We start from the raw sequence: 12,140 nt of genomic DNA, 5'->3' as shown, positions 1-12,140 counted from the left end.
ACCGCCTCCCGGCTAGCCCCCGTGTACCGGACCGTTCGGCACGGGCAAGTCGTGCTCGCCTTGTTCCGTACGTGCGATGACGGAAACCACACCGCTCGGCTCGAATACCGCCAGGCGTACGGCGGCGACCTCCGTGACGCCATGCTGGCGCAGGACGACGTCCAGGTCCTGCCGTGTCATTCCACAACGGCGCAGGGCAGGCTGTTGCACCACGCCGTCGTGGACGATCAGGCGCGGGGGCGGGTCGGCCATCCGGCGTACTCCGGGCATGAACCGCAGGTGAACGACGGCGAGGTGAGCGAGCAACAGCGTGATCAGGGCAGCCGCGCCATCCAGCCAGGTGGCGTCGGTCGCCGTCGCGGTACGCCCGATGAGCGCTCCGACCGCGACGGCCGTGACGAAGTCGAACGGGGCAAGCTCAGCCAGCGCGCGCCGCCCGGTGAACCGGAACACCACTACCGCGGTAACAAACAGCGCCAACACCTTGACCGCGGCCAGCAACGCCCGTTCCGGCTCGCCCACCAGCGCGTCGAGCACACCACTCATGCCAGACCCGGCCGACCCCGAACAACGCCGAAAGTCCTAGCGTCGGCCCCAACGACGATCATTCCGACTCTGTCCACGTACCTTGCCCCCGACTTCACGCGCATCACGAGGTGGCCGGGCTACCGCCAGAACGCATGTGAGGCTTCGCCGGTGGCCGGATGAGTCACCGGTCAGGCGTCTCAGCGTGGCGTGGTCTACCCTGCCCATGATCCACGAAACGTGGGCTGTCTCGTACTTGGCCGGGGCTTCGCTTCGCGCAGTAGGTCGCGACGTCGCCACTGCCTAGCCGAGGCCCGAATCGTAGATGAGCCAACGTTCGGTTGGGCTGTTTCGGCCCAGCCAGTAGCCCCAGCCGTGCTGGCCGCTCGGCATTTCCGGGGTGTCGTGTTGTCGTTGCAGGTCGAATAGGACACCGACGTAGACGACATCGCGGAATCTCCCCTGGGGATCGCGGTCGTTGTGCGCACTGGCGATTTTGACGTTGCTCACGCTCCAGTCGCAGAGAATGCTGGGGGAACCACCCTGGATGCGCTCCGCGAATGCTGGGGTCGAGAGGGCGCTGACCTTTTCCGCGTCATTGGCGTTGATCGCGGCCAGGTAGGCCGTGACCGTCCGAGCAGGAGGTTCCGTCACCGAAGGAACCGGGATTCCGGAGGATGTCCGTGCACAGTCTCTCGCGCACCCTGTGGCACCGGCAACGGACACAAGAACCAGCGCCAAACCGATTCGCATGAGACGCAATGATCCAACTCCTTTGGAACACCCTGCCCTGCACCAGATGAATTGGTCCCGATTCCATCGATCGTACAGATCACGTGATCAAGTTCCGGGAGTTCCACCTGTAGGGGTCAGCAGTTTCGTGGCGTTACCAGGCCGGATTCGTACGCGAGAACTACGAGCTGAGCGCGGTCGCGGGCGTGGAGTTTGGTCATGGCTCGGTTGATGTGGGTTTTCGCGGTCAGCGGGCTGATCACCATGTGGTCGGCGATCTGGTCGTTGGACAGGCCCTGCGCGACCAGTGCGACGGCCTCGCGTTCGCGGTTGGTCAGTTCTTCCAGGCCGGTGCCCAGGCCGGTGTTGAGCGGCTGGGTGACGTACCGGTTGATCAATCGGCGGGTGATCGACGGTGCGAGCAGGGCGTCGCCACGCGCGGCGACGCGGATGGCGTGCAGGAGATCTTCCGGCACGATGTCCTTGACGAGGAATCCGGCGGCGCCGGCCCGCAGCGCGTTGAAGACGTATTCGTCCAGGCCGTAGTTGGTCAGGATGACGACGTGCACCTGGGCCAGGGCCGGGTCCGCGGCGATGCGCCGGGTCGCCTCGATACCGTCGACGACCGGCATCTGGATGTCGATGAGCGCGATGTCGGGCAGGTGTTCCCTGGCGAGGGCCAGGCACTCCTTCCCGTCGGCGGCCTCGGCCACCACCTCGATGTCGTCCTCGACGTCGAGAAGCGCGCGGAATCCGCTGCGAATGAGCGGCTGGTCGTCGACCAGCAGGACACGGATCATGACGTCTGCTTCACGGGAAGTTCGGCCTGGACGGTGAAGCCGCCCTCGCTGCGCGGCTGCGCGCGTAGGTGGCCGCCGAGGGCGGTGACGCGTTCGCGCATCCCCAGCAGCCCGACACCGGGTATGGGGGCGCTGTCCGGCGTGGCCTTGCCGTCATCATCGACTCGTATGACCAGGATGTCCGGACGGTAGTCGATCTGGACCGACGCCGTCGTGGCGGCGGCGTGACGGGCGATGTTGGTCAGCGACTCCTGAACGATCCGGTAAGCGGTCCGGTCCACCGCGGCCGGCATGTCATGTCGTTGTCCCTCGATCGTCAGCTTCGCGTCCAGGCCGGTCGTGCGGGCTCGTTGCACCAGTTCCGGGACGTGGTCGAGCCCATGCGACGGGGTCTTCTCATCGTCGCGCAGCACCTCCAGGGTCGCGCGCAGTTCCCGGGCCGCCTCCCGACCGGCCTCCCGGATCGCCAGCAGGGCCTCCGGCACCTGTTCACCCCGCTTCTGGGCCAGGTGGACGGCGACTTCGGCCTGCACCTTGATGACGGAGATCTGGTGGGTGAGCGAATCGTGCAGCTCCCGCGCGATGTGCAACCGCTCCTCGTCGGCGCGGCGGCGCGCGGTCTCCTCCCGGGTGCGCTCGGCCTCATCCGCCCGCTGCTCGGCCTGCCGCAGCGCCTCCCCCGCCGCACCGGCCGCGATCAGCCAGGCTATCTCCAGGGCGCCCCGGGCCTGCGCAAGCGCCTCGCTCGTGTCGTGCAGGCCCGAGGCGAAGGCCGCGAGAGGGAGAACGGCCAGCATGGCCACGCTCGCCACCACCGTGATGGTGCGGTGTCCCGCCCGCACGGCCGCATACACCGCGAACAGGTACGCGACGGCAGGCACGTCGAACCCGGCCGCCTGGTACCCCACCGCGCACAGCCCGGTAACGACCAGAACGGGAACCGGAGCTCGACGGCGCACGGCCAACCCCAGGCCGCCGCCCGTCAGTAGCCCGTAGCCGAGCAGGTCGAGGTAGGTACGGGAATGCTCCCCGGACAGCCCGGTGAACAGAAGCGTCGCCGCCACGCCGACGGCGATCGCCCAGTCCCTGACACCGATCGGTCCCCTGCCCATGCGTGCACCCTAACCAGATGTTCGCGCGACCAAATCCTACGCACGGATGACCGGCCACCTACCGCACACGCGGTACCTCCGCGGTTCCTGCCACGTTCGCGGCAGCGCGAAATGCCTGCATCCGAAGGACGACCGGCGGCGGGCTGAGCGGACATGCTCAGGCTACGTCCAGTCGTAGGAGGAAAGGAGCATCTCATGTCCGCCCGTCACCTGCTTGCCGCCGCCACACCCGCCCTGCTCGGAGCTTTCGGGCCTGCCACACCAGCGACCGCGCACATCCTGGCCCAGCCCGCCGCCCCCGCTGCCTACGCCCTGACCGCCGGGCGCCTCTGGGCCTCGGTGGCCGTGCTACTGGGCTTGGCCGGCGCGGTCATCGGCGGGCTGGCCCTGGCCCGCTCCACCGGTCGAATCGGCAACGGCACCGGAAGAAGGGGAGCCATCGTGGCCCTGGTGGCGGGACTGGCCGGCCTGGTCATCGGCGGACTGGTCGTGGCCACCGCCGACGGCGGCCCCGGCACCGGCGGCGGAATAGTCGGGGGCTTCGTGGCCCTGGTCGTGGGATTAATCGCCCTGATCCTCGGCTGGCTGACTCTGACCCGCTTCCGCCGCACCGGCTGACCACCCTCGCCGGAGCCGGCTCATCGATCCGCCCCGGGAGAAGACTGGCGCGAACGTCGGCGAACCGAGCGCGTGATGATCGGTAGGCCGATCAGGCTGGGGAGCAGCCAGAAGGCGATCGTCGGCAGCCGGTTCCACAGCGGAAGGTTCGGGCCGTTGTCGACGTAGAAGCCGGTGAGCAGGCCGATGTAGGACAGGCCCATCCCGGTGATGTGGACGGCCGGGAATCGTCTTCTGCTCAGGTAGCCGGTCAGCCCGCAGGCGAAGGTGAGGCACCCGATGGCGAGCAGATGGGCGTTCTCCGGCCACCGCATCACCGACATCGCGGTCATGGTGCCGAAGACCATGCTCAAGCCCCAGATGTAGACACGGCCATAGCGCAGGTGGCGTCGCCTGCCCTTGCGGGAGAAGGTCGCCACGGTGCCCGCGATCACGCTGGTCAGCCCGGCCGCGATGTGCAGAATCAGCACGATGCGGAACAACGGGTCGGGGTGGGTGACGGGAAGGCCAGGCATATCCATGCTGAGTCCATAAGTAGCATTACTACCTATAGTGAGCCTATGCATGGGATAGGCGTTTGGGAAGCCCTGATATAGCGTTACTACCTATGAGGGCCGAGGCCTTGAAAGGCCATCTGGACGCGTTGCTGCTGGCCACCCTGGAAGAGGGGCCTCGACACGGGTACGCGATCAAGGAAGCCCTGTGCGAGGCGACCGGGGGCAGGCTCGATCTGCCGACCGGCACGATCTACCCGGCTTTGCACCGGCTGGAAAGAGCCGGTCTGATCAGCGGGACCTGGTCGGTGACGGCCGGGCGACGTCGACGCACCTATCAGCTGACCGGCTCCGGCGTTGCGGCCCTGAGGGAGGCGCGCCAGAACTGGAGTGAGTTCGCCGACGTCATCTCTTCGGCGTTGCGGAGCACACCGTGGCCGATCACGAGCTGATCGAGCGTGAACTCGACGTCCTGGCAGGACGGCTCCCGGCCTCCATCGTGGACGAACTGGCCGACGGCCTGACCGAGACGTACCAAGCTCAGTTGGCCCGGTTGGGCGAGCCCGACGCCGCGGCCAAGGCCACCCTGGCGGAGTTCGGAGACGCCGACACCATCAGCGCCGCCTTCGTCCGGGCGGCTCCCGGACGCGCCGCGGCGCTGGTGTTGCTGGCCATCGGGCCGCTCGTCGGAGCTCTCTGGGCCACCGCACTGGTGACCGCCCAGGCATGGACCTGGCCGGTGCCGATTGCCGCCCGGTTGACCGTGGGAGCGACACTTGCGCTTCTCGTGACCGTGCTCGCGCTGACCATACGGGCCAAGCGCCACTACAAGGCGGTGCAGATCGGGGCCATAGGCGCTGCCTGCGGATTCGTGATGCTGGACCTGACCGTGCTGATCACCGCCAAGGTCCTGGCCACACCGTCGCTTCTGATCGCGTGTGCGCTGGCGGCGAGCCTGACCAGGATCACCATTACCGCACAACTGCTGATCAGGTTCCGCTGACGTTCTCGCGTTCCCCGGAGGGCGCACGAGAACCCTCAGGTAACATCTGTCGTGCGGGGACCAGCGACATTCCTTCTGGTCATGAGGGACTAACGGGTGAACAGCGCAAGTGATCCGGACGCCGATTTCCGGGCTGGGCTCCAGCAGCACTGGGAGGCCTCCGAGCGCGGGGATGTCGACGCTGAGCACGCGATCTACGCCGCGGACGCGATCCTGGACTACTCGCAGTCGGGCGAGCGCTTCAGAGGCCGGTCAAGGATCCAGGCGCAACGCGGTGGGCACCCGGCCGAACGCCACTTCACCATCCGCCGGATCCTGGGCGGCGGCGACCTTTGGGTGAGCGAGTGCGTGATCACCTATGACGGCGCGCCCACATACTCGCTCAGCGTCATGGAGATCACCGATGGTCTCGTAACGCACGAGACCCAGTACTTCGCCGACCCCTTCCCCGCGCCTCCCGGGCGAGCGGCGCTGGCTGAGCCGATTCCGGTCCGCGACCAGTAGGCCAATTGAGACACTGCGGTAGGCCACATCGGGTTTTCGCACCCCGAGCTCACAACCGAAATCCCAGAGATCGACAAGTGCGGACGAGTACGTTCTCACCATGAGAAATCGATCTTCTCTCCTCATCATCCCGGCTGCGGTCGCCGTACTCGCCGCTCCTGCCTCAGCCTCGGCCGCGACAGGGGTTTCCCCGAGCCTGTCGGCCGCGCAGACCAAGGTCTTCTCCTTCCGGGGGATGAACCTGAAGATCCCCGCCAGCTGGAAGGTGCACCGTGCCGGGGACAGAGTCGTAGTGGTGACCGGAAAGTGCAAGAATCCGGAGCCCTTCGCCTCGAACTGCCAGGGATTCTGGGTCTTCGGCCCAAAGGCGTTCATCAACGTTCCGGTCGGGGGCGGTTCCCTCACCTACACGGGCAAGCAGCAGTTCCACCCCTTCAGCGGCGTGATTCCCTGCCCGTTCAACCCCAAGACCAGCTGGTACCCCGGCAACGAGAAAGCCGCCTCGACGGGCCTGCGCCAGGTCGGACGCGGCCACAAGGCGAAGTACAACGCCTGGCCCAACCTGTGCGTGACGAACAACACTGGCCGGAAGACGGCGAGCTTCACTCAGCGGGAGTGGTTCCTGCCTACCTCGAAGATCCTGGTGGTGGACGTCTGGGACACTCCGTCGCTGTCGAATGTGCTCAAACGCGCGACCTGGAGCTGACCGTGAATCGCGTGCCGGACGAGGGCGTCCGGCACGCCCGGACGCGGGGCGGTCACATTCCTAGGCGTCGAGCGTCGTGAAGAGGCTGTTAAGGCCCTCCGCCAGCAACGGGTGCGTGAAGATGGCGTTCGCCATGGCGGTGTACGGGAGCTTGCCCAGCATGGCGACCTGGATCATCGTCATGATCTCGCCGCCTTCCGCGCCGAGCACGGCGGCACCGAGGATCTGCTGGGTGTGCGCGTCGATGACGGCCTTCATGAAGCCGCGCGTCTCCCCGGTCTCAAGGGCCCGGATGACGGCGCTCATCGGCAGCTTCGCGACGCGGACCGCGCGGTTCTGCTCCCTGGCCTGCCGCTCGGTCATGCCGACGCGGCCGAGCTGCGGGTCGATGAACACGGTATAGGGGACGATCCTGTCCCGAGTACTCGCCTTCTCGCGGCCGAGCAAGTTGGCGTGCAGGATCCGGTAGTCGTCGTAGGAAAGATGGGTGAAGGCCGGGCCGCCCTTGACGTCCCCCATGGCGTAGACGCCGGGGACGGAGGTCTCCAGGTACTCATCGACCTCGATGAAGCCGTTGTCGCGCAGCCGGATGCCGGCCGCCGCCAGCGCGAGCCCCTCCGTGTTGGGGACGCGGCCGATGGCCGACAGCAGGTGGGAGCCCTCGACCTGCCGCTCGCCCTCCGGCGTGCGAACGGTCAGCCGCACCCGCCCGCCGCCTGCCTCCTCGACCCGGTCCGTCGTTGCCGAAGTCAGAACCGTGATCCCGTCATCGCGCAAGATGGCGGCGACCTCGTCGGAGACGTCATCGTCCTCGATCATCATCAGGCGCGGGCCGGTCTGGACGATCGTGACCTCGCTGCCGAACCTGCGGAACATCTGCCCGAACTCCAGCCCGATGTAGCCCCCGCCGAGGATGATCAGGTGCTCAGGGAGCGCGCCCAGCTCCATGATCGACGTTGAGTCGAGGACAGGGACGTTCTCCGCGCCGCTGATCGCCAACGGCCTGGGCCTGTTACCGGTGTCGATGACGATCACCGGTGCGCTGATCCCCCGCGTCCCGCCGTCCCTCAGGGCGATCTCGACCGTCTTGGGCCCCGTGAAATGGGCCTCGCCTTCGATCAGATCGACCCCGTCCTGTGCCAGGCGGCTCGCGTAGTTCTCCCGCGCGCCCGCGACCATCCCCCGCTTGCGCTCCCGCACGGCGGCGAGGTCGACCGACACCGGGCCCGTCCGCACGCCGTACTCCCCCGCGCGCCGCGCCTGATAGGCGACACGCGCGCTGGCGACCATCGTCTTGGTCGGGGTGCACCCGGCGTTCACGCAGACACCACCCAGATGGTCGCGCTCGACGAGCGCCACCTTCTTACCTGCCTTCGCCAGATCGACGGGGAGGAACCGGCCACCCTGGCTGGTCCCGATCACAATCACGTCATAGCTCTCGCCTGCCACAGGAAGATCGTAACCCTGTGCATTCCCCCAGGTACTGAGGGTGTCCACTGAGTGTTGGTGGGGTTTTCGCACCCCGCAGGCCGATCCAGACGCTGTCCTCTCCACATCCTCACGCGGCGCCTTTGGAACCAGCAAGCGACATCTTGTGAGTTCGACTCGTTAGTCGTATCCGGGATGCTCACCCTCCGTACGGGCGAGTGATGATCTCCAGGTTGTGGCCGTTGGGGTCGGACCAGTACAGGCCGCGACCTCCGTCGTTGGTGTTGATCTGACCCGGCCGCTGGTGGAACGGGTCGGCCCAGAAGATGAGTCCGCGGTCCTTGATCCGGCCCCAGATCTGGTCGAACTCCTCCTCGGCGACCAGGAAGGCATAGTGCTGGGGATGCACGGGACCGTCGGTCCCGGCGACGTCGAGGGACACCTCGTTGCCGAGCTCGACGACGAGGAACGGCCCGAAGGCCGTCGCGGGCGGCAGACCGAGAATCTCCACCAGAAACGCGGCGGTCTCCTCGCGGTCACGGGCTGCCACGATCGTGTGGTTCAACCGCACTGACATGTCGATCTCCTTCCCAGACGGTCCCGACCCGCCGGGGGATACAGGGGCCGCGATGTCTTTCGCCTCCTCATCTCCATGCTAGAAGCGGCCGTCAGGCCGGGCGGGTACGCCGTAACCCTCAAGAGTTGTCGAGGCGGGGAAACGCGACCTCTCGCAGGATGAGGCGAAGGGCCGCTGCGATGGGGATGGCGAACAGAGCGCCGAGGATGCCCATCAGGGCGGCGCCGAGGGTGACGGCGATGAGGGTGACTGCTCCGGGGACCTCGACGGCTTTGCCCATGACGCGCGGAACCAGGACGTAGTCCTCGAAGTGCCGGTACGCCACGAAGTAGGCGGCGGTGGCCAGCGCGATCGGGAGGGAGACGGACAGGGCCACCAGGGAGACCACGACGCCGCCGATGACGGAGCCCACGACGGGGATCAGGTCCATGAACGCGACGAACAGCGACAGGAGCAGCGCGTAGGGGACGTTGAAGAGGAACAGCCAGACGAAGGTGAGGACGCCGGCGACCACGGAGGTGATGAGGTTGCCGAGGACGAACCTGCCCACCTTGTTCAGGATGTCCTCGCCGATGAGGATCGCGCGGGGGCGCCGGGAGTTGGGTACGCAGCGGTAGGCGGTGCGCTTGATCCGGGGCAGGTCGGCGAGGAAGTAGACGGTCAGCACCAGCACGATCACCGTCGAGGCGACCGCGCCCACCACCACCTTGCCCGCGCCCAAAAGCCCGCCGACCAGCGTGCTCTCGCTCTTCCCCGTGCCCAACTGCTGAATGACATGCGCCAGATTGAACCGGGTGTTGAGCCGCCCGATGAACGTGTTCCGGCCCGTGGCCTCCCGGAGATAGACGGGCACCTCGTGGACGAACTGACCCACCTGGCTGACGATCACCGGAATGGCCAGCGCGAGGAACCCCCCGACCAGTGCCAGCGTCGCGACGACGATAATCAACACGCTGGCCCAGCGCGGCAGCCCCCGCCGTACCAGCCAACGGGCGGCCGGATCGAGCCCGATCGCGATGAACAAACCCAGCCCGATGAGCACCAGCACGTGCCTGGCCGCACCCAGCAGGAGGATCACCCCGTAGGTGGTGGCCACCCCCGCCGCGGCCGTCATCCCCACAAAGAACGGTGACCGCCGATCGAATGGCCGCCCCTGCTTGCCGAACGGCTGCTCTTCCGTGGCTGTCGCACTGGCTGTCTCAGCCGCCCGCTCAACGGTTCCTTCGGGAGATCGCCCCGCCGCAGAATTGGACGACGCAGACGGCTTGTCTCGAGAGGTCATGGCATATTCGGCCCTCCATCACCCCAGGCCATTCCCCCGCGTACGTCCCCTTGCGAGGACAACATCGAGCTTTGCCGGAAATTGAACGTCCCCCCTCCGCCGAACCGGCGAATCAGCGCGCTGATACGGGCACTTCAGCCGAGCGCCTTCTCCAGCTGCGCCTTGGTCATGGAGGAACGGCCCTTGATGTTGCGGTGCTGGGCCTCGGCGTAGAGCTGCTGCTTGGTGCGGCCGCCCGCGCCCGAGTGGGAGCGCAGTCCGCCGCGGCGAGAGGAGGAGATGTCCTCGATGGAGGTGCGGCTCTTGGTCTTGGCCTCGCCCGAGCGGGCACGCTCCTTGTTCACCGTGCGGGCCGCGATCTCCTTGGCCCGCTTCTCGCTCTCGCCGCGCTTCTTGGCGCTGTCCTTGATGTGCTCGTACTGCCGTTCCCGTTTGCGGCTGGAACCCTTCGGCATCCTCATCACCTCACTACAGCTGATGTGCCGTTATCCACTTCCCACACCCCTACCCGTCAGAGATGAGCCAACACGAATGCAGGATGCCGCCGATGTGGGTCTCCTCCGCGCCGAGCGACAGGAACAGCGCCGGAGACGAACAGGGAGGTCATCTCAGCCTCGGTAGCGGGCCATGCCGCCTCCGGATCGATGAGCGCGGTGTCGAAGGGCCGGCAGGACAGCTCCAGCACGAGGTCATGACACTGTCCTTCGGGAACCCGCAGGCAGGCACGCAGATCGTTCTCCCCTGGACGGGCGTCTTCGGCGCCAATGGAGGTCGCCCGTACGCCCGATCCAGGTTCCCGACTCCTGGCGCAGTTCGCTCATGGCCTGCCGACCAATTTCTCTGCACGTAGCCTGAGGTCTCATACCCACCCAGAACAGGCACGATCCCGTAAAGATCAGCCATATCCTGTTCGCCGCCTGGTGATTGCCCACTCCTGGCGGGTAGGGGTTGGTTATGGGAATTCCCCGAAAGAGTCGATTGATTGTCTATTGTTTTGCGTTCATTCTGTTCCTATTCTTGACCGTCGCAGCGGCAATTGGGCAGGACTGGCTTCTGTTTCTCATCGGCCTTGTGCTGACGGGACTCGCCGTCACCTTCGCGCTGGTGACGGGAGAATGGCTGGTGACCCGCCAGGGAGGCGGCTCCACCAAGCCGCGGCGTCGCTGAGGGCGAGCGGGGGGACACGTGTAGAGCCCTGCCGACATCGAGGGCCGGCCTCACCGCGAGCAGGTGGAGGCGTTAGCTGATCCGTGACCCGATGGGAAGTTCCGCTCGGATGGAGGAGATCCTCGCCGGGGCCGGTGCTCTGAGGCCGCCTGCCTCATGGGCGGACCGCCCCCAGGAATCGGCCTCGCCAGTAGCCGTCGATGTCGACCACCTTGACGACGTCCCCGGTCTGCGGGGCGTGGATCATCTTGCCGTCGCCCGCGTAGATGCCCATGTGGCCCAGGCCCTTGCTGAAGAGCAGGTCCCCGGGTTGTAGATCGTTCAGGGAGACCCGCCGCTCGGCTCCCCAGCTCCACTGTTCGTACGTCGTACGAGGAAGACTGACTCCTGCGGCACGCCAGGATGCCTGGGCGAAACCCGAGCAGTCGTAGGAGTCTGGCCCGGTGCCCCCGTACCGGTACGGCTTGCCGATCTGCTTGAAGGCGAACTGGAGTATCACGCGCGCGTCACCCGAGGCCGAACCGGTGTAGACGACGCCCGCGCTGCCGGGGTTGCCGGGATTGAACGCGCCGAGCCTGCGCAGCAGCCTGGTCTGCTCCAGCACCAGCTTGTCGACCTTCTTCTTCTCCGCCTGGACCTTGTCGCGTGCGGCGTCCGCGTCAGCGAGAACGGCTTTCGCGGTGTCCAGCTGAACCTGGAGTTCCCGGGTGGCGGCGTCGAAGACCCGCTGGGCGTTGACCTGGGACTCGGCCATCTGGTTGATCGTGACGGCCCGATTCAGCGTGCGCTTGAAGTCACCGGCCACCAGGTTGGCCTGCCAGCTGGCGGGCCCACCGGACTGGTAGCCGGCGATCGCCATGGCGACGAGGTTGTCGCGCAGGTCGTCGATCCGAGCACGCTTTCGCTCCAGATCCGTACGGAGGGTGTCGTGCCGCTTCTTGGACTTCTTGTACGCCTCGGTGGCCTGGTTGAACTTCTCGACCAGGCCGTCGGCCCGCTCGTTGAGCTTCACCAGCTTGGCTCTGGCCTGTGCGGCCGTGGGCTGGGGTTCGGCGACCGCGCCAGCTTGGAGGGCGGACAGCGTGACAATCGCCACCGACACCGCTCGCCATGACTGTCCCGCCACGGTCACTACGATCCCTCCTCGTATCAATGTCCATTCGGGGCGACATAGTACAGAGCGGGGCAATCG

At 66.8% G+C, this 12,140-nt stretch carries 16 protein-coding genes; 6 read left to right on the top strand and 10 right to left on the bottom strand.

What is annotated here, in order from left to right; genetic code table 11:
* Positions 1-12 precede the first annotated feature (12 nt).
* From KIP79_RS49585 to KIP79_RS22530, 4 genes are all read right to left on the bottom strand, one after another.
* Positions 13-537, bottom strand: a complete 525-nt coding sequence (locus KIP79_RS49585) for a DUF421 domain-containing protein (protein ID WP_214106878.1) — start codon at positions 535-537, stop codon at positions 13-15.
* Between the two features lie 291 nt (positions 538-828).
* Complete coding sequence (locus KIP79_RS22540; protein ID WP_214106877.1) at positions 829-1,179, bottom strand: DUF4829 domain-containing protein; 351 nt, start codon at positions 1,177-1,179, stop codon at positions 829-831.
* A gap of 215 nt (positions 1,180-1,394) precedes the next feature.
* Positions 1,395-2,057 carry a response regulator gene (locus tag KIP79_RS22535; protein WP_214106876.1) on the bottom strand — a complete coding sequence of 221 codons (663 nt, stop codon included), beginning with the start codon at positions 2,055-2,057 and terminating at the stop codon, positions 1,395-1,397.
* Positions 2,054-3,169, bottom strand: coding sequence for a sensor histidine kinase (locus KIP79_RS22530; RefSeq protein ID WP_214106875.1), 1,116 nt, complete (start codon positions 3,167-3,169; stop codon positions 2,054-2,056). Before KIP79_RS22530 ends, KIP79_RS22535 begins: the two co-directional genes overlap by 4 nt.
* 195 nt (positions 3,170-3,364) lie before the next feature.
* On the opposite strand from KIP79_RS22530, the gene KIP79_RS22525 reads away from it, so the two are divergent.
* A complete protein-coding gene (locus KIP79_RS22525; RefSeq protein WP_250213644.1) occupies positions 3,365-3,787 on the top strand; it encodes a DUF6223 family protein in 423 nt (140 codons plus the stop codon).
* A gap of 20 nt (positions 3,788-3,807) precedes the next feature.
* On the opposite strand, the gene KIP79_RS22520 is transcribed toward KIP79_RS22525, so the two are convergent.
* A complete protein-coding gene (locus KIP79_RS22520; protein ID WP_214106874.1) occupies positions 3,808-4,308 on the bottom strand; it encodes a DUF2306 domain-containing protein in 501 nt (166 codons plus the stop codon).
* Positions 4,309-4,394: 86 nt separating this feature from the next.
* Between KIP79_RS22520 and KIP79_RS22515 the strand changes: the two genes are divergently transcribed.
* The 4 genes from KIP79_RS22515 to KIP79_RS22500 all read left to right on the top strand — a co-directional run bounded on the left by KIP79_RS22515 (position 4,395) and on the right by KIP79_RS22500 (position 6,494).
* A complete protein-coding gene (locus KIP79_RS22515; RefSeq protein WP_214106873.1) occupies positions 4,395-4,733 on the top strand; it encodes a PadR family transcriptional regulator in 339 nt (112 codons plus the stop codon).
* Positions 4,715-5,284, top strand: a complete 570-nt coding sequence (locus KIP79_RS22510) for a hypothetical protein (RefSeq protein WP_214106872.1) — start codon at positions 4,715-4,717, stop codon at positions 5,282-5,284. The genes KIP79_RS22515 and KIP79_RS22510 overlap by 19 nt, the downstream gene beginning before the upstream one ends.
* Positions 5,285-5,380: 96 nt before the next feature.
* Entirely contained in the window at positions 5,381-5,788 is a 408-nt protein-coding gene (locus tag KIP79_RS22505; RefSeq protein WP_214106871.1) for a nuclear transport factor 2 family protein, read from the top strand.
* Positions 5,789-5,888: 100 nt separating this feature from the next.
* Positions 5,889-6,494 carry a hypothetical protein gene (locus KIP79_RS22500; RefSeq protein ID WP_214106870.1) on the top strand — a complete coding sequence of 202 codons (606 nt, stop codon included), beginning with the start codon at positions 5,889-5,891 and terminating at the stop codon, positions 6,492-6,494.
* 60 nt (positions 6,495-6,554) lie between these two features.
* Here KIP79_RS22500 and KIP79_RS22495 read toward each other — a convergent pair whose 3' ends face one another.
* From KIP79_RS22495 to KIP79_RS22480, 4 genes are all read right to left on the bottom strand, one after another.
* Positions 6,555-7,943, bottom strand: coding sequence for a mercuric reductase (locus tag KIP79_RS22495; protein ID WP_214106869.1), 1,389 nt, complete (start codon positions 7,941-7,943; stop codon positions 6,555-6,557).
* Between the two features lie 178 nt (positions 7,944-8,121).
* On the bottom strand, positions 8,122-8,499 hold the full coding sequence (locus KIP79_RS22490; protein ID WP_214106868.1) for a VOC family protein: 378 nt from the start codon (positions 8,497-8,499) through the stop codon (positions 8,122-8,124).
* A gap of 118 nt (positions 8,500-8,617) precedes the next feature.
* Positions 8,618-9,613 (bottom strand): AI-2E family transporter, encoded by a 996-nt coding sequence (locus KIP79_RS22485; RefSeq protein WP_214106867.1) that lies wholly within the window; start codon positions 9,611-9,613, stop codon positions 8,618-8,620.
* A 302-nt stretch (positions 9,614-9,915) separates the two neighbouring features.
* A complete protein-coding gene (locus KIP79_RS22480) occupies positions 9,916-10,236 on the bottom strand; it encodes a hypothetical protein (RefSeq protein WP_214106866.1) in 321 nt (106 codons plus the stop codon).
* A 499-nt stretch (positions 10,237-10,735) separates the two neighbouring features.
* On the opposite strand from KIP79_RS22480, the gene KIP79_RS22475 reads away from it, so the two are divergent.
* Complete coding sequence (locus tag KIP79_RS22475; RefSeq protein WP_214106865.1) at positions 10,736-10,948, top strand: hypothetical protein; 213 nt, start codon at positions 10,736-10,738, stop codon at positions 10,946-10,948.
* Between the two features lie 154 nt (positions 10,949-11,102).
* Here the strand turns inward: KIP79_RS22475 and KIP79_RS22470 are convergent, their stop codons facing one another.
* A complete protein-coding gene (locus tag KIP79_RS22470; protein ID WP_308169839.1) occupies positions 11,103-12,080 on the bottom strand; it encodes a C40 family peptidase in 978 nt (325 codons plus the stop codon).
* Positions 12,081-12,140: the final 60 nt, after the last annotated feature.

Origin of the sequence: Acrocarpospora catenulata, assembly GCF_018476525.1 — a bacterium.
GTDB lineage: Bacteria > Actinomycetota > Actinomycetes > Streptosporangiales > Streptosporangiaceae > Acrocarpospora > Acrocarpospora catenulata.
The sequence above is the reverse complement of the archived record's forward strand: the minus strand, read 5'-3'. Positions and strand labels throughout refer to the sequence as shown.